Raw genomic sequence first — 16,866 nt, 5'->3', positions numbered from 1 at the left:
TATATTGAACTTTTAAGGGCAAAGCCTGTGTAATAACTGTATCCATCTGTTACTTCAGGCGAATGAAATCCGCTCCATGCCAAGCTTTCGCCTTAGTTATTTCACAGGCTTTGCATGGAGCGTGCCGTTTACATAGTGATTCATCTCAAACATCGTTCCTCACCTCCCGGGCAGTGTCAAAGATTAACTCTATTCTAGATTGATTTCCATATTAGTTCAACCCAGATTAGTTTTTTGCTGAAGTCGATTATATAATGGGATGTATATGGCAAAGAAAGGGTGTTGATATCCTATGAAATTCACAGAGTACCGTTACGAACGTCCGGATGTAGAGCAGTTCAAAACCGATTTCACAAATTTGCTCAAAGGTCTGAAGACAGGCAATCTGGAAGAACAAAAGGCTGCCGTAAAAGCGATGAATGAGCTGCGCAGTAGCTTTGATACCATGTCAACCCTTGTCAGCGTCCGCCACTCGATCAACACCGAGGATGCCTTCTATAAGGCTGAACAAGATTACATGGACGAGATCGGTCCGGTAGTACAGGAGTACATAACCGACTATTACAGAGCACTTGTTAACTCCAGGTATAGAGCAGAGTTTGAGCAGGAATGGGGTACACAGCTCTTGCGCTTGGCCGAAATCTCACTGCGCACCTTCAGTCCTGAGGTGATTGGAGACCTGCAGCTGGAGAATAAGCTGTCCTCAGAATACTCGCAACTGATCGCTTCCGCTAAAATCATGTTTGAAGGTGAAGAACGCACCCTGTCCCAGCTAACGCCGTTCGACTCCTCCACAGACCGTGAAGTGCGCAAAGGAGCCTTTGCCGCGCGATACGGCTTCATGTCCGGGCATGAACCGGAGCTTGACCGGATTTATGATGAACTCGTTAAGGTCCGTGCCAGCATAGCGGCCAAGCTGGGATACAAGAGCTTCGTGGAGCTGGGCTATGACCGGATGGGACGTACCGATTACAATGCGGCTATGGTGGCGAATTTCCGCAAGCAGGTGCTGGAGCATATCGTTCCCGTTGCCGGCAAGCTGAAGAAGCGCCAGCGTGAGCGCCTGGGCCTTAATGAGCTGAAATTTTATGATGAGGGGATTAACTTCAATTCCGGCAATGCGAAGCCTAAGGGTGATCCGGACTGGATCGTGGCGAACGGGGCGAAGATGTACCAGGAGCTGTCCCCGGAGACCGGTGAATTCTTCACCTTCATGCAGGAGAACGGGCTGATGGATCTGGTCAGTCAACAAGGCAAGGAATTCGGCGGCTATTGTACGTACTTCAGCGATTACCAAGCGCCTTTTATCTTCTCCAACTTTAACGGTACCTCCGGGGATATTGATGTGCTGACCCATGAGGTCGGCCATGCCTTCCAGGCGTATTCCAGCCGGGATTCAGGCGTGCCTGAATATGTATTCCCGACCTCGGAAGCCGCTGAGATTCATTCGATGAGCATGGAGTTCTTCGCCTGGCCGTGGATGGATCTGTTCTTCAAGAAGGATGCGGACAAATACCGCTTCAACCACCTCGCTGACAGTCTGGAGTTTATCCCCTACGGCGTGTCCGTCGATGAATTCCAGCATTTCGTCTATGAGCATCCGGAGGCCACTCCGCAGGAACGCAAACAGGCCTGGCGGGACATTGAGCAGAAATATCTGCCACACCGCGATTATGACGGCAATGTGTACCTGGAGCAGGGCGGATTCTGGCAAAAGCAGGCCCATATCTTCCGTTCTCCGTTCTACTATATTGACTACACGCTGGCCCAGCTCTGCGCCTTCCAGTTCTGGAAACGCTCGAATGAGGATTTCAAATCCGCATGGTCCGATTATCTGCGCCTCTGCCAGGCCGGAGGAAGCCAGTCCTTCACCGGTCTGGTGAAGCTTGCCGGATTAATCTCCCCGTTCGAGGATGGCTGCGTCAGCTCCGTAATCGGAGACATTGAAGGCTGGCTGAACAGCATCGACGATAAGGCGCTGTAAGCGGCCGGCCACCTTTTCACCACAGGTTAATGCTTGTCCCGCGGCAGAACTTCAGGTCATCGCCCAGCCTTCATTGAGCGGAATTCCTGGAGAGCCTGCCGCGGGATATTTATTTCTTCCCCCGCTTCTCCGCTGCCTGCTGCTGATTCTCTGCCACTCTGAATTGGACGATTCTCGTAATGAGTTCATAAGGAAGCGGCTCGCCTATCGGGAACTGCACCGAACCTTTGGCTCCTTTATACCGCGATAATTCCTCCTTGAAGGCTTCAATTCCGCTGGGGTCCGGATAGAATCCGATGTGATTCTTGAAGGCGGCGAAATGCACCAGATTCTTATGCAGGAACCAGGTAGGCATCTGGTAGCTGATCTTCTCCTCTGCCTCGGGTGCGGCCTCCCGGATGACCTTGCGTAAGGTCTGCAGGATCTCCTGAACCTCTGGCGCACAGGATGCAATATATTGATCGACAGATGCATAGGTCACTTTATTCTCTTCCACTTCAGCTTCATCTCCCTTAAGTACATTTGTGGATATTCATTCCTAACCTATATGTAGCACATAGCTTTTCACAATTCAAATAGACCGCATAAGCTGCGGTCCATTCGTGACATTCCCCGGCCTTTAGTAGCTTGGAATCCCTTGCTAATTAACCTTGGTCAGCTTCCACTTCTGGGCATCGGTGCCGTTGTCCGTCCATTGCTGCACGGCGGCACCATCCTCTGGAGAAGAGTTAGCGACATCCAGAGCCAGCCCGCTGGCTTTGGAGATCAGCTTATAATACCCTCCGCCCACATCGACGATACTCCACCGCTGGGCATTGCTGCCATTGTCATTGGCCTGCTGCAATTGGACTCCGCTTGCTGTAGAGGCGTTAGGAACATCCAGCACTTTACCGCTGTGTATCGCAGTAAGCTTATAGAAGCCGTCCCCTGTGCTATCCACCCGGAATTGCTGATTCGTGGCTGTGTAGTTGGTCCACTGGTGCACTTTGGCTCCGTCTGCTGTAGAGACATCCTTCACATCCAGCACCTTGCCGCTTGCTTTGGACATTAAAGTATAGACTCCGCCGCTGACGATGCCGCTCGAAGGGGCACCCTCCTGATACACGCGCACATAATCTACCAGCATTTGCGCCGGGAAGCTGGTTGCGCCGTTCGGCGCGCCCGGCCAATTCCCGCCTACCGCAAGGTTCAGCAGCAGGAAGAACGGTTTCTGGAATTCCTCTGTATTGCCGGTTCCGTTCTCAATATAGAATTGATTGAACTGGGTGCCGTCCACAAACCATTTGATATACTTGGAATCCCATTCCACGCTGTACGTATGATACTGGGAGAAATCCAGATTGCCTGTTACCTGCCCGTATTCGGCATGACCGCCGGCATCCCAGTGTACCGTACCGTTAACGACAGCGTTATTGTTCACCCGCTCCATGATATCTATCTCTCCGCAGGCCGGCCAGCCGGGCGGGGTGGTGATATTGGAGCCGAGCATCCAGAAGGCAGGCCATAGCCCCTGGCCGGAGGGGAGCTTGATTCTTGCTTCTATTTTGCCGTACGTGAAATTCTTCAGTCCCTGGGTCTTGATCCGGGCCGAGGTATAGTTCATGCCGCTATAGTTTTCCTTCTGCGCTGTAATGACCAGATTGCCGCCGGTAACCTTCAGATTCTGCTCCCGGTTGGTGTAGAATTGCAATTCATTGTTGCCCCAGCCTCCGCTGCCTGTGCCGGTCTCTGCCGTCCAATTGGCGGTGTTCAGGGATGTGCCATCGAACTCATCGCTCCAGGCCAGATTCCAGGTTGGAGCTGCGCTTGCGCTCCCCACAGGCACCAGTGCGATTAATAACGTGAACAACAGGCACAGACTTAAGACTTTACCTCTTCTCAACATCGTTGTCCTCCTCTTTGCTATTCAGAATTGCCAGCCTTATTTCAATGCACATGTCCATTCGTGCAGTTGAAACCTTACCCAACCGGTTTCGATTATGGCCTCTGATAACGCCCTCATGCGCTACATCCCATATATATCGTTTTTGCTCCCGGTAAGAACTGCAATTTTGACAATTCAGCGAACCCGGCATAAATGGGCGAGCTGACCTTCGGAAGACACTGTAGAGCATTAGAGTTCAATTGGTGAATAGGAGCTGTAAGACGAGACCTCTTAATATTGTGTTCGGTTTTCTGTGAAAATACTTCTGGCACAACCTGCGATAAACGCATGGCCTACGCGGCGCGTTCAGTCCAATTGTGTTCGGTTTTCCGATTACATTCGGCTTACGCGGCGCTCCCAGTCCAATTGTGTTCGGTTTTCCGATTACATTCGGTCTACGCGGCGCGTCCAGTCCAATTGTGTTCGGTTTAATACGAAAATAAAAGTATCGGAAAATGCGCCGCAGACAGGATTTTGACAAAAAAAGACCCACCGCCCCAAAATAACGTTTCGTTTTTTTTGAAAAAGGGGAGACTATTGGATAGGATTTAATTGCACGCTATATCCTAACTGCTGGATATATTGCACGTACCGATCCAACGGGTTTTTCTTGGACGTCTCATCGCCTAGTGAGACGTCTATTTCTTGGTATGACCTTTTCTCCCGCATCAGGGCATGGAGGATTCGAATCAGCAAATGCGCGGTGGCGACGTTTGCTTTTTTATCTCCCCGTCTCTTACGAATTCGTCGAAAGAATTGGCCGATCCGGTTCGAGGAGCGAGAGTTCGCCCAAGCCGCCTGGCACAAGGCCCCTTTCAGATGCTTGTTCCCTTGCATCGTTTTTGACTTTTTTCGCTTTCCAGCGCTTTCGTTGTTCCCTGGACACACCCCCGCCCATGAAGCAAACTGCGCATCGCTCGGGAACATTTCCGCGACATGCGGCCCCACTTCTGCAAAGATGGTCACGGCAGATGTCCGCTCAATTCCTGGAATGGAGTCAATTTGTTCAATCCTCTCCAGGTAGGGTTCTGCCTTCGCCTCGATTCGAGCTTCCAGTTCCGTGATCCGTTTCTCCAAATAGACCAAGTGGTCCCAGTGGTCTCGAATCATCTCCCGATGATGACGGCGCAACTTGCCATTGAGCGCGTCTAGCAACTGCGGAACTTTCTTTTTTAAACGGGTTTTGACCAGGTTTTTAACGGTCACTTCGTCTACGACCTCGCCGTCCATGATCTTCTGGAGCAGGCCCCGTCCCGAAACCCCATATAGATCGGACATAAAGGTGGTTAGCTTGATGTTGGCATCCTGCAGGATTTTGTGAATGCGGTTTTTCTCCGCCGTCACCGCCTGCACCATCTTACTCCGGTAACGGGTCAAATCTCGCAAATCCCGGATGTCCTGTTCTGGCACCATACTGCCTTCAATGAGCCCGCAACGGTGCAATTGCGCTAACCAGCGCGCATCTTGCATGTCACTTTTTCGACCCGGCATATTCTTTACCCGCTGGGCGTTGGCCAAGACAAGATCACAACTGCCCTCTAAGATGTTCCATACCGGTTTCCATAACACGCCGGTACTCTCCATCACCACTTCAAGGCAGCCGTGTTCATTCAGCCAATCTTGCAGGCCTAGCAATTCTCGGGTTGTCGTCCCAAAGGTTTTCAGGTGACATTGTGGTTTCTGTTCGATCGGTCCTTTCAACACGCAGGCCACAACGGTTTCCTGGTGTACGTCTAGACCGGCGCAACACATACGTACAGCATCCATTTCAACCATCCTCCATCGTCAACTTACAAATCATGCGCTCGAGTGAGTGTAATTTAATACACGTACTTTTTGGGGGTTACAATAGGCGATGCTCGAAAAGCGCAATAGAACGGTTTTTCGCACGGGGTGTATCCCAGTAACCGCGTCCGCCCTTTGATTTGTATATGTAGTGTTGACGACTACAGCATCTTTTAGAATGGATGCGACGGATGCCACCCACTTATTTTCATTCCTGGGGGTGACAAGGCCTCTGTCTTGTCATGCCTGTTTTTCGATTACATTCGGCCTACGCGGTTCACCCAGTCCAATTGTGTTCGGTTTTCCGATTACATTCGGCTTACGTGGCGCACCCAGTCCAATTGTGTTCGGTTTTTAGCATACATTCTCCCAATGACTTCACTCTTTTAGTCCTTCAGGCCTCATCAAGCCCATCTACATTTTAAAACCTGATGCTGCGCTTCCTTGTCAGCCTGAGCACAGCAAAAAACCGCTCTCTAACGGAGGCGGTTTATGCTTTTGCAAAGGTGAAGCCATTATTGCCGTACTACTCCATTCCGTGCTCTTCACGGATCTTATACATGCCTTGGACGAGCAGCTCCGAAGGATCACGGTTGAGCTGCAAATGCGTCAATAACAGATGGAGCGGAATCGCGCATACGTTATTCCCTTCAGTGACCGCAGGGAAGCCTGCTTCAAAGACCGGTCCATGCTCCTCGTTCCAGGCCAGGCCGGCGTGTACCTGCTCCGGTGCGAACTCCTCCGTTACCGCTGAGATGCACATCGGAACGAGCACATTATCGACAACCGCCTTAGCTTCCTCTTCGCTGGCGAGAGGCTTAGGCATAGTGTTGCCACCCTTGGTCTTCATCATCTCGTGGAAGAAGGAAGCCATCCAGATCTCCGGGCTGTTGCCGGACTGGAATCTGCCAGCCAGCTCACGAAGGAAGAATCCGCAGTAGTAGTCAGCGTTCTCATTATCCTTCACGCGGTACACAAATACCGGGCCGTAGGTGTCGAGGTTCAGAACCTGACCCTCCACATCACTGAAGCTCATTTTTAGAGCTACAATGCCGTTATGAAAAACAGCCTTAAGCAGCTCATTCCAATTCTCTTCGGTCATGACTTTCTCGGCAGCTTCTGCTTCCTCGTTCGTTGTCTCATTCGTAGTCTCGTTGGTTGTATCATTTGTCATAATTAAATTCACCCCACTTTCTATCATACCATCCTATTGAACAAGGTAACATACCATATCTCTCAACTCAAATGGAAAGCTCTGCCGGGCCGGATGTATGTCCTGATGCGGAAGTGCTATACTAGACAGATGAAGTCACCATCTCAGCTTGCAGAAGGGAATGACCACAATCCATGAATACCGAACAATTGGAGAGAATTCACACGGGCCAAGGCTTTATAGCTGCTCTGGACCAGAGTGGTGGAAGTACACCCAAGGCGCTGCTGCAATACGGCATTAAGGAAGACCGCTATTCAGGTGATGAAGAGATGTACGCGATGGTCCACGGAATGAGAACACGCATTATTCAGAGTCCAGCTTTCAACTCGGAGCATATTCTTGGTGCGATCCTGTTTGAGAACACGATGGACCGTTTCATAGACGGCCAATTAACCGCCGATTACTTGTGGGAGCAGAAGGGCATTGTGCCTTATCTCAAAATAGATCAGGGACTGGCTGAGCCTGAACTTGGGGTTCAGCTCATGAAGCCCATTCCCGGCCTCAGCGACCTGCTGAAGCGGGCGGTCAGCAAGCACATCTTCGGCACCAAGATGCGCTCCGTCATTCATGAGGCTAACCCGGAGGGTATCCGGCAAGCCGTGCAGCAGCAGTTCGAGCTTGCCCGGCAGATAGCCGCGTCCGGGCTCGTTCCGATTATTGAACCGGAAGTAGATATCCTAAGCAAGGATAAAGAGGCGTCCGAGCAGCTCCTGAAGCGTGAACTGGTCACCCAGTTATCCGCTCTGGAGGAAGGTGTCAAGGTCATGCTTAAGCTGTCTCTCCCGAGTGAAGATGATTTCTACAGAGAGCTCGCCGCTGATCCCCATGTGGTCCGGATCGTTGCCCTGTCCGGGGGATATACCCAGGCTGAAGCCAATGAGAAGCTGGCCCGCCAGCATGGACTTATTGCCAGCTTCTCGCGTGCTTTGTCCCAGGGCCTCAGCGACCAGCAGACAGACGAGGAATTTAACAGCACCCTTGCGGCGTCTATCCAGGCCATATATGAGGCTTCGATTACTTAACCCCGCTACCCTTCCAGCTCTTCACTGGTAGACCAAGACCCCGGGCCTAATGGCTCGGGGTCTCTTTGTTGTATAACCACTCTGCATTTTAGACAACAATGTCCGGTTAAGCCCAGGCTACTCAGGAAGATGTTGTATTTCAGGCAGGATTCCGGGATTAACGTGAGCTATCCTGCGGCAACAGCAGTCAGGCTTTTTTCAAACGGGCGACTTCCTCCCGCACCCTTGGCGCTACCTCGGTTCCGAAGAGGCGGATCGCCTGCATAACCTCGGCATGGGGCATGGAGCCATGCGGAACATGGAGCAGAAACCGCGTAATCCCCACATGCTGATACAGGTGGATGATTTTACGGGCAACAGTCTCCGGATCTCCTATGTACAAGGCCCCGTCCATACTGCTCGCTGCGTCATAATCCGCACGGCTATACGGAGGCAGACCTTTCTCCACAGCCCGGACATTGGTCCGCGCATGAGTGGACGGGAAGAACTTCTCCAGCGCCAGCTCATTGCTCTCTGCCACAAAGCCATGAGAGTGGGAAGCAATCGGGAGCTGTGACACATCATGACCGGCCTTGGCCGCTGCTTCCTTATATAGCTGCACATGCCTGGCATAATCGGAAGGATTCACATTGCCGATAATCGCCAGGGCAAAAGGCAGACCCAAGGTGCCGGCACGGACCGCAGATTCCGGACTTCCGGCACTCGCAATCCATACAGGCAGCGGGTTCTGCTGCGGGCGCGGATAGATTCCCCGATGGGTTATCGCCGGACGGTGCTTGCCGCTCCAGGTCACTTGGCCGGATTCACGCAGCTTCAGCAGCAGCTCCAGCTTCTCGTCAAACAGCTCTTCATAGTCCTTCAGATCATAGCCGAATAACGGAAACGATTCGACGAACGAGCCGCGCCCCACCATAATCTCGGCACGGCCGTCAGATAATCCGTCCAGTGTGGCGAAATCCTGGAATACCCGTACCGGATCGGCTGAGGACAGAATCATGACTGCACTGGTCAGCCGGATTCGGGTCGTCAGCGGTGCCGCAGCAGCCATCAGCACCGCAGGCGATGAAGCTGCAAAATCAGGCCGGTGATGCTCACCTACGCCGTATACATCCAGTCCCACCTGATCCGCGAGTACGATCTCCTTCACCACTTCGCGCAGCCGATCAGCATGGCTCTAGGTCTCCCCCGTATCTACATCAGGCGTTGTCTCGACAAAGGTGCTTATTCCAAGTTCCACTTGTGTTCCTCCTAGAAGTCAGTAATTCTACTGTTTTTCCCATACGATGCCCATAGCCCAGCCCATTTTTTGCAAACGGCAATCAGGTAATAGCCTTCCGTATAACTCGTGATATTGTTGTTCTGATTTATACTTATCGGATGTTACATGTTCGAGCCAAGATCTCGAGGTTTGGTGGTTAAATATGCGGACGGCGTTCCTGAATCCGAATTTGCGGATATGGGGAATGAACTCAATTACCGCCCCCGCAACGTACACGTATGCCGGCGGAGTTTCTCTTTCCGATACATTATCCAGAATTACAAGCTTTCCGCCGTCATTCAGCAGGGTCTGCAGCTGGCGGATCACCTTTGGTATATCGTTCAGATGGTGGAAGGTGGTTCTGCTCACGATGAAGTCGAACTTTCCATCCAATACGAGATTTTCGGCATCCATATTCAAATAGGTAGTATTGGAAGGCTGACGCTTCACTGTGGCGATCTCCAGCATCTCGTCTGAAATATCAATACCGATTACCTCGCCGAAATGAGCGGACAGTTCATTCACTAATATTCCGGAACCGCAGCCGACATCGAGGGCTCGCCCGGTTTGCACGGGAAGGTTGTTCATGAAAAAAGAATAGTCATTGAGTAACGTGTTCACAAAATCGTATTCTTCCGCAACCCTGTTAAACTGATGAATAGTTGTCTGCATACCTGCCCCTCCTTACTTCACCAGTTCCTCCAGGCTGCCGAATAGGCCGGAGGCCGATTTCAGCTTGGCTTCATTGCCAACGACACAGAAGTAATTCTGCTGCGTTACCGCCTGAAGCAGACGCGCATAACTTCTTATATCTTCGGCTGTGGCCGATAGAATCTCATTACGTTCCTGCTGAAGATCTTCAGCGCTAATCTGTTCGAAATAATGCCGGTCCGCCTGACGGCCTTGCGCGCCGGGACTCAGCGGCTGGTCAAGCATCGCCAGGGTGCCAATGATTGCCCTCTCCATCTCCGCTTCATCCGCTGCGAATTCAGCGGCAAACTGATAAGCCCGGTCATAAATCTCCAGCGTCCCTTCCAGGTTCGGATCACGGTAGGAAGTGAAGATGAGTACTCCGTCCCGGCGAAGGAGCAGATTTCCGCCATACGCCCCGCCCTTAACCCGCACTGCATTCCATAGGTAGGTCAGGCTGAGGATTTTTTTGAGGACCTGCAGCTTGCCGGAATAGGCGTAACCCAGCTTCGTATAGTCATACCCTTTGATGACATACTGCACCTGGCTGGCCGACATGAAGCCTTCATTGACCGCCTGGTTCTGTGCAGACAATAACGGCATGGACGCAACCGGACGGTTCCGCAGGTCCAGCTCCGCCATATGTGCGGTGAATTCCGCATAAGCAGCCGGGGTTCCGGTTACGGACAATATGACATTCTGCTTATTGAACAGAACCCCGCAGATTTCCTTCAGCGTCTCCGCCAGTTGATCGGCCTGCCGGTCAATGTCACGGGCAAGCTCTTTGATGAAGCGGTAATACGCCACGCCGTTCAGCTGCTCCTCATACATCCCTCTGTCCGAGAAATACGACAGCACACGGCTGGCTGCGATTTCGTTGCCCTTCTGGGTCAGCATCGCCTCCATGCCGGAAGCTTCCCGGCGCACAATCTCCTGGAGCTTGGACAGATGATCCAGATTGCTGCCATAGAGCAGCTCGTGCAGCAGCTTCAGTGAACCGCCAATGTTGCCCTGCATGACTTTGATGCGTGCGCTGAACTTGGCCTGATAGCTTCCTTCCCCGGTCTTACCGGCGCCAAACACCTCATTCTGAAAACGGATGCCCCCGGTCGAAATCCCGATCTCACTGGTCAGCTCCTCAATACTGTAGGTTTCCGTCTCCAGTTGTCCAAGCACTCTGGCCAGAAGCTCCAGATAAGGAATCTGTTCTGCCGTCAGCACACTGGTATCCCAATACAGCTTGATGTAGGCAATGGTTCCCGCAGCCACTTCATGGTGCAGCACCTTGATTCCTTCCAGCACATGCTCCTGCGTGGGCACCCCGGCCGGGGCATTGGGATTAATGTCCTGGAGGGTCAGCTTCGGAAGCTTCTCCAGCTCCACGGCGGCGTCCGGAGTATTCTGGCGGGCCAGCAGCTTCTGTGTGCTCAGCACGAGCTGATCAAGCTGTGCCGGAGTCAGGGATGCTTTATATTCAGCCAGACGGCTTCGGGCCGCCGCTGCCTGCTCTGCCGCAAGGATCTGAGAGGGCTTCAGCACAACGACACTACAGTGACCGCTGTTCAGCAGGTAGGTCTCAATCAGCCGCTCGAAATAGCGCCCCGAGCTTTGCTCGCGGATTGCCGTAATTGCATCCTCATACTCCAGATACGTGGACGGAGAGCCATCATACAGCCAGGCCTTCATGGCTTCCATACCGTAGGTCAGACCCTTGGGATACTGGCTGAAGTCGGCCTCCCGCAGTTCAAATTCCTTGCTGTTCACCGCAGCCAGCACCAGCTTCTCATCCAGACCTTCGGCTGCAAGGCGGGTTAACGTTGCTCTCACCAGGTTCACGAATTCCTCTTTGGCAGAGGAATTGGAATGCGTCAATGCAATGCCGAGCATAGGCTGAACCATACTATCCGAATAAAAGGCAACGACATCCTTGCCCAGACCGCTCTCTAGCAAAGCTTGTTTCAGCGGTGCCGCGTTGCTGTCCATCAGCATACTTTTCAGAATAGCAAAAGCCAGATTCAGCTCCCGGTCCAGAGAGGTCCCCATTACGTAATTGAGGCTCACATACGTCTTGTCCGCAGGAGTCTCGGTCTCCAGAATGGGATACTCCGCCGTAAGCTCGGTAATGCCGGTCGGCTGCTGCAGGGCAATGGACGTATCCATCTCCTTGCGGGTATAGCGGCTGAGATATTCCTCATGGATAAATTGCAGTCTCGCTTCAATATCCAAGCTGCCATAGAGATAGAAATAACTGTTCGACGGATGGTAGTAATTCCGGTGCGCCTCCAGAAACTGCTCATAGGTCAAGGCAGGAATATCCTTCGGATCTCCCCCGGAGGAATGATGGTATATCGTGTCGGGGTAGAGCGACTTTTTGATCCGGTCGATCAATACTGTAACCGGCGAGGAATAGGAGCCCTTCATCTCATTGTAGACAACGCCCTTGTAGATCAGCTCATCCCCGGAATGCGGCAGTTCGTAATGCCAGCCCTCCTGCTCAAAAATCTCCGGCTGGCTGTAAATGCTCGGCCGGAAGACGCTGTCCAGATAAACCTCCATCAGGTTGGCAAAATCCTGATCATTCTGGCTGGCGACCGGATACATCGTTTTGTCCCCAAAGGTAAAAGCGTTCAGGAATGTTTTCATCGAGCCTTTCAGCAGCTCTACAAACGGTTCCTTCACAGGGAATTTGTCCGAGCCGCACAGGACCGAATGCTCCAGGATGTGAAACACTCCCGTGCTGTCCGCAGGCGGAGTCCGAAAGCTGACACTGAACACCTTGTTGTCATCCTGGTTCTGCACATATAACAGCCGTGCACCGCTCTGCTGATGCTCCATCGTATATACGGAGGATTCAATTTCGCGGATATATTCTTCACGTATGACTTGAAACCCGGAATAGATTTCACCTGTAATTAAGCTGCTCATAACTTTCCCTCCTTGGTTCAGGGCTGCCCTGATTTCATGAGCTTATCATATCCGGGGTTTCGGGTTCCACTACAGCCTGCTTAGCGGCCCGTCTGCCGGCTGACTGACTCTGCTTCTGCTGCTGCGGAATCCTAGACCCGGCTTAATCTCTCCACTGCCTGCTGCTCATCCGCTACGAAAAATATATCCTTCCCGTTATTGCATTCATAGATGAAATCACGCAGGCTGCGGCTGGTATAGCTGCTGAAATCACCTACCACCGCCGCTTTCACCTGATAGTTGATGAACTTCTGCAGAATCTCGCCGGCCAGCCGTGTTTTGAGGTCGAAGAACTCTTCGCTCAGCAGGGCCTTATGAAACACCATCCGGTCACAATCCGTTTCATATCGAACCGTTGCCATGAGATCCAGCGCACTCTGGACATCACCCACTATAGCCTCGCTGCCGCTCACAACAGCAATAGCTTTTCCCCCGGCTTCTATAGTTGTAATCTTCATTGTTATACCCTCCTGATCTAATGTGGTAAAATGTGCAGATAGCCTACATCGGCGTTAATTGAATTTTACAGCAAAGGATGAGAATCATGAAGCTCCGTATGAATTGGATCACACTACGAGTGCGCGACCTGGAGGCTTCCCTTGAGTTCTATCACAGAATTCTGGGACTTCCGGTGGAACGCAGATTCGAGAGCAGAGGAAGGCAGATTGTCATGCTGGGCACAGAGGGGCAGCCGAAGCTGGAGCTGATACAGGGCAGTGACCCGGCGCTGAAGCCGGAATGCGGGGTCTCCGTAGGGTTCGAGGTCGGATCGCTGGATGAGGCTATGGCTGAGCTGAGTAACGAAGGAATCCCGGTAGCCCGCGGCCCCGTCTCGCCGAATCCCAGCCTGCGTTTCTTGTATATCCTGGACCCGGATGGGTTCGAGGTGCAGCTTGCGGAGCATCTGTAGCAATAATGCTCCTCATTTGCTCATCTGGCCCGCGTCCGCTAAATTAAGGTGCACTTATGCTCCTCATTGGCTCATTTAGCCTGCGTCCGCTGAATTAAGGTGCACTTATGCTCCCCATTCGCTCAGTTGGCCTGCGTCCGCTAAATTAAGGTGCACTTATGCTCCTCATTCGCTCATTTAGCCTGCGTCCGCTGAATTCAGGTGCACTTATGCTCCTCATTGGCTCATTTTGGCCTGCGTCCGCTGAATTCAGGTGCACTTATGCTCCTCATTACTCTCCTTCAATCGCATACGGCAGGAACAGAGGGACTTATCCTTATGTAGTATAATCACGCAAACAGCAAAAAAACGGCATCTCTGCCGTTTCTTAAGGGAATGGACTCTCAGGGGCTCGAACCCTGGACAAATAGATTAAGAGTCTACTGCTCTACCAACTGAGCTAAGAGTCCGTATATTGTCTATGTCTGTACATCTACTAGACGATAATCTCTAAGCTGACTGCGCCCGCTCAAAAGTTACTTTCATAGTATACTTTTTAGATCAGGCGCTGTCAACTGTTTATTATTATTTTTCACACTTGGCCGTCAAACGCCGTCTACTCCTTATTCCTCCTGACCATCACAACGTACACCGGGAGTCCGGCCAGTGTGATTCCAATGCCTATAAGCGAGCGCAGCGGATCACTGATGATCGTGCTGGCCAGAATATAGAGGCCTCCTGCTACGCCAAGGACCGGAGTGAGCGGATAGAGCGGCACGCGGTAGCGGCCTTTGGCGGGCGGCATCTTGGAACGCAGGATGAATACGCCGAACACACCCATGGTGAAGAAGATCCACAGCACGAATACCAGCAGGTCGGTCAGCGTATTGAAGGTTCCCGAGAAGATATAGATCACCGCCAGCACACTCTGAAACATAAGCGCATTGGCCGGTGTCTGAAACTTCGGATGAATACTGCTGAGTACCCGCGAAAAGGGAATTTGGTTCCTCTCGCCCATCGCCTGCGGCACCCGCGCGGCGGTCATCAGATACCCGTTCAGCGCACCCAGCACGGAGACAATAATACCAGCCGTGATGAACGCTCCGCCGCCGCTGCCGAACAGCGCCTCCGCCGCATCTGCACCCGGTGTCCGGGACGATACGATCTGGTCGTAGGGCAGCGCCTTGAATACCGCAATATTGAACAATACATACACGGCAATCACAAAAATAACCCCGATCGAAATCACCTTTGGCAGCGTTTTGGCCGGATCTTTGATCTCCCCCGCCATATTGGTAACGCTGATCCAGCCGTCATAGGCCCAGAGTGTGCCGAGCACCGCAGCCCCGAAGCCTGCTCCCGCAGCCGATGCACCGATGCCGCCGAAGCCGGGAGCCAGATCCGAGAACAGACCTACGCCCACAATTCCCGCTACCGGAATCAGCTTACCCACCGTTGCCACCGTCTGAATGATACCGCCGAACTTCGTCGCTATGACATTCATCAGCAGAATAAAGGCCAGAATACCCACAGCGAGCAGCTTCTGCTGCCAGGAATTCAGCGGCACAAAATAACCGGAGTAGGTAGCAAACGCAATCGCCAAGGCCGCTACAGAAGCCGGGTAAGAGATCACTGCCTGCACCCAGCCCAGCAGATAGCCGAACACCCCGCCGTACAATTCGCTTAAATAGGTATATAGCCCTCCCGACTTCGGAATAGCCGCAGCGATCTCCGCCACACTCAGCGCCGAAGCCAGTGTGATGATCCCCCCAGCTCCCCAGGCCAGGATACTCATCCATGGGCTTCCGGCGTTATTCAATACAATCCCGGGCTTCAGGAAAATCCCCGATCCGATAATCATCCCGACCACCAGGGCCAGGGCTTGCAGGAAGGTTACACTTTTGGTTAACGGCTTCGTCTTCATGATGTCATTCATTGTCCTCTCCTATTTGCTCCGATACATTCTTCAACATATTGTAGGATATACCATTACAAAGTTAACAGGCAATGAGATTTATATGCACGCCAAAAAGGAGCGAATAAATCGCCCCTCTTCCCATAGACTCTATTGCGGAGGGAGAGCTTCCCTTGATCGACCAGCTGCATAATGGCTGCCGCCGTGAATACTTTGGATACCGAGCCGATCCTGAAGGTATCTCTGTTCGCGTCTACCCCCGATCCCGGTGTTCTGCCGGTTACACCATCCCCCTTAGAGATGAGGACCTCCCCGTCCTGAACGGCCGAGACTTCGGCAGCACCGGCTTTCGCCTTAATATCCTCTCCCGCAAAAAACCATCCAGAAACGCCTCGACTTCCTTCGCATCATGAGGGCCATTAAGTCTCTCTCAGGAACTCCCCTTCCTTATAGGCCCGGACGTTATATCTTTGTTATGGTAGAATAATAAAGAAAATTAAACCAACAGGAGAATATATGATGAATCAGCCTAAACGGATACTTATCATTGAGGATGAACAGGATATATCCCGGATTCTCAAGGATTATATTAGCCTTCAAGGCTATGATGTACATATTGCAGACAATGGAATGGATGGACTCCGGCTGGTGGATTCCCTGTCGCCTGACTTCATTATTCTGGATATTATGCTGCCGGATATAAGCGGCATTGAACTGTGCAGGCAACTCCGCGAGAGAACCCATCATCCGATCCTTATTCTGAGCGCCCGCGGCAGTGATACAGATAAAGTACTCGGGCTCGGCTTCGGTGCGGATGATTATATGACCAAGCCCTTCTCCATCAGCGAATTAGTCGCCAGAATTCAGGCTCATCTCCGCAGAAGTGACGGTTTAACCAGCCTTCCCGCTCAGGAGGACCTGCTCTCCCTGGGTGCTATCACCATTGATAAAAAAGCCTATAAAACCACACTGAACGGTCAGGAAATCTCCCTGTCCGCCAAGGAATTCGAACTGCTGTATTATTTGGCCGGGCATAAAAACCAGGTATTCTCCAAGAGCCAGCTGCTCGATCAGATCTGGGGATATACCTCCCAAGGCGACGAGAATACCATCACCGTGTACATCCGCCGGCTGCGTGAGAAGCTCGAAGCGGACCCATCGAACCCGGTCTACATCCGGACTGTATGGGGAGTCGGTTATAAATTCACGCTTGATTAAATTA

Annotated in this window: 13 protein-coding genes, 1 tRNA gene and 1 pseudogene; 4 read left to right on the top strand and 11 right to left on the bottom strand. The window is 52.2% G+C overall.

Annotation, left to right across the window (positions count from 1 at the left end):
- Positions 1 to 292 precede the first annotated feature (292 nt).
- The gene (locus tag KDC22_RS10330; RefSeq protein WP_211722950.1) at positions 293 to 1,984 is read left to right on the top strand and encodes a M3 family oligoendopeptidase; all 1,692 of its coding nucleotides are present in this window, start codon (positions 293 to 295) and stop codon (positions 1,982 to 1,984) included.
- A 109-nt stretch (positions 1,985 to 2,093) separates the two neighbouring features.
- Here the strand turns inward: KDC22_RS10330 and KDC22_RS10325 are convergent, their stop codons facing one another.
- The 4 genes from KDC22_RS10325 to KDC22_RS10310 all read right to left on the bottom strand — a co-directional run bounded on the left by KDC22_RS10325 (position 2,094) and on the right by KDC22_RS10310 (position 6,867).
- Positions 2,094 to 2,480, bottom strand: a complete 387-nt coding sequence (locus KDC22_RS10325) for an iron chaperone (RefSeq protein ID WP_211722949.1) — start codon at positions 2,478 to 2,480, stop codon at positions 2,094 to 2,096.
- Between the two features lie 144 nt (positions 2,481 to 2,624).
- Entirely contained in the window at positions 2,625 to 3,869 is a 1,245-nt protein-coding gene (locus KDC22_RS10320) for an RICIN domain-containing protein (RefSeq protein ID WP_211722948.1), read from the bottom strand.
- Between the two features lie 573 nt (positions 3,870 to 4,442).
- Positions 4,443 to 5,675, bottom strand: coding sequence for an IS110 family RNA-guided transposase (locus KDC22_RS10315; protein WP_211722947.1), 1,233 nt, complete (start codon positions 5,673 to 5,675; stop codon positions 4,443 to 4,445).
- Between the two features lie 544 nt (positions 5,676 to 6,219).
- Positions 6,220 to 6,867 carry a hypothetical protein gene (locus KDC22_RS10310; RefSeq protein WP_211722946.1) on the bottom strand — a complete coding sequence of 216 codons (648 nt, stop codon included), beginning with the start codon at positions 6,865 to 6,867 and terminating at the stop codon, positions 6,220 to 6,222.
- A gap of 173 nt (positions 6,868 to 7,040) precedes the next feature.
- Between KDC22_RS10310 and KDC22_RS10305 the strand changes: the two genes are divergently transcribed.
- A complete protein-coding gene (locus KDC22_RS10305) occupies positions 7,041 to 7,928 on the top strand; it encodes a fructose bisphosphate aldolase (protein ID WP_211722945.1) in 888 nt (295 codons plus the stop codon).
- Between the two features lie 187 nt (positions 7,929 to 8,115).
- Here the strand turns inward: KDC22_RS10305 and KDC22_RS10300 are convergent.
- From KDC22_RS10300 to KDC22_RS10285, 4 genes and pseudogenes are all read right to left on the bottom strand, one after another.
- Positions 8,116 to 9,165, bottom strand: a pseudogene (locus KDC22_RS10300) (Atu2307/SP_0267 family LLM class monooxygenase).
- A 27-nt stretch (positions 9,166 to 9,192) separates the two neighbouring features.
- Entirely contained in the window at positions 9,193 to 9,858 is a 666-nt protein-coding gene (locus tag KDC22_RS10295; protein ID WP_211722944.1) for a class I SAM-dependent methyltransferase, read from the bottom strand.
- Positions 9,859 to 9,870: 12 nt separating this feature from the next.
- Positions 9,871 to 12,801 carry an insulinase family protein gene (locus tag KDC22_RS10290; RefSeq protein ID WP_211722943.1) on the bottom strand — a complete coding sequence of 977 codons (2,931 nt, stop codon included), beginning with the start codon at positions 12,799 to 12,801 and terminating at the stop codon, positions 9,871 to 9,873.
- A gap of 131 nt (positions 12,802 to 12,932) precedes the next feature.
- Positions 12,933 to 13,298 carry a DUF4180 domain-containing protein gene (locus tag KDC22_RS10285; RefSeq protein ID WP_173138985.1) on the bottom strand — a complete coding sequence of 122 codons (366 nt, stop codon included), beginning with the start codon at positions 13,296 to 13,298 and terminating at the stop codon, positions 12,933 to 12,935.
- Between the two features lie 86 nt (positions 13,299 to 13,384).
- Between KDC22_RS10285 and KDC22_RS10280 the strand changes: the two genes are divergently transcribed.
- Positions 13,385 to 13,750, top strand: a complete 366-nt coding sequence (locus tag KDC22_RS10280; protein WP_211722942.1) for a VOC family protein — start codon at positions 13,385 to 13,387, stop codon at positions 13,748 to 13,750.
- A 376-nt stretch (positions 13,751 to 14,126) separates the two neighbouring features.
- Here KDC22_RS10280 and KDC22_RS10275 read toward each other — a convergent pair.
- From KDC22_RS10275 to KDC22_RS34005, 3 genes are all read right to left on the bottom strand, one after another.
- Positions 14,127 to 14,199: transfer RNA gene (locus KDC22_RS10275), tRNA-Lys, on the bottom strand.
- A 146-nt stretch (positions 14,200 to 14,345) separates the two neighbouring features.
- On the bottom strand, positions 14,346 to 15,665 hold the full coding sequence (locus KDC22_RS10270) for an APC family permease (protein WP_211722941.1): 1,320 nt from the start codon (positions 15,663 to 15,665) through the stop codon (positions 14,346 to 14,348).
- Between the two features lie 53 nt (positions 15,666 to 15,718).
- Positions 15,719 to 16,003: a serine hydrolase gene (locus KDC22_RS34005; protein WP_173140395.1), complete on the bottom strand. Its 285-nt coding sequence runs from the start codon at positions 16,001 to 16,003 to the stop codon at positions 15,719 to 15,721.
- Between the two features lie 160 nt (positions 16,004 to 16,163).
- Here KDC22_RS34005 and KDC22_RS10260 point away from each other — a divergent pair, with 160 nt between their 5' ends.
- A complete protein-coding gene (locus KDC22_RS10260) occupies positions 16,164 to 16,862 on the top strand; it encodes a response regulator transcription factor (RefSeq protein WP_173140277.1) in 699 nt (232 codons plus the stop codon).
- Positions 16,863 to 16,866 lie beyond the last annotated feature (4 nt).

It is taken from the genome of Paenibacillus tritici (assembly GCF_018207515.1).
GTDB lineage: Bacteria > Bacillota > Bacilli > Paenibacillales > Paenibacillaceae > Paenibacillus_AQ > Paenibacillus_AQ tritici.
The sequence above is the reverse complement of the archived record's forward strand: the minus strand, read 5'-3'. Positions and strand labels throughout refer to the sequence as shown.

Coding starts and splice junctions, on each gene's coding strand:
- KDC22_RS10330 (WP_211722950.1), top strand. CDS start 293: ATGAAATTCACAGAGTACCGTTACGAACGTCCGGATGTAGAGCAGTTC.
- KDC22_RS10320 (WP_211722948.1), bottom strand. CDS start 3,869: ATGTTGAGAAGAGGTAAAGTCTTAAGTCTGTGCCTGTTGTTCACGTTA.
- KDC22_RS10315 (WP_211722947.1), bottom strand. CDS start 5,675: ATGGATGCTGTACGTATGTGTTGCGCCGGTCTAGACGTACACCAGGAA.
- KDC22_RS10310 (WP_211722946.1), bottom strand. CDS start 6,867: ATGACAAATGATACAACCAACGAGACTACGAATGAGACAACGAACGAG.
- KDC22_RS10305 (WP_211722945.1), top strand. CDS start 7,041: ATGAATACCGAACAATTGGAGAGAATTCACACGGGCCAAGGCTTTATA.
- KDC22_RS10295 (WP_211722944.1), bottom strand. CDS start 9,858: ATGCAGACAACTATTCATCAGTTTAACAGGGTTGCGGAAGAATACGAT.
- KDC22_RS10290 (WP_211722943.1), bottom strand. CDS start 12,801: ATGAGCAGCTTAATTACAGGTGAAATCTATTCCGGGTTTCAAGTCATA.
- KDC22_RS10285 (WP_173138985.1), bottom strand. CDS start 13,298: ATGAAGATTACAACTATAGAAGCCGGGGGAAAAGCTATTGCTGTTGTG.
- KDC22_RS10280 (WP_211722942.1), top strand. CDS start 13,385: ATGAAGCTCCGTATGAATTGGATCACACTACGAGTGCGCGACCTGGAG.
- KDC22_RS10270 (WP_211722941.1), bottom strand. CDS start 15,665: ATGAATGACATCATGAAGACGAAGCCGTTAACCAAAAGTGTAACCTTC.
- KDC22_RS10260 (WP_173140277.1), top strand. CDS start 16,164: ATGAATCAGCCTAAACGGATACTTATCATTGAGGATGAACAGGATATA.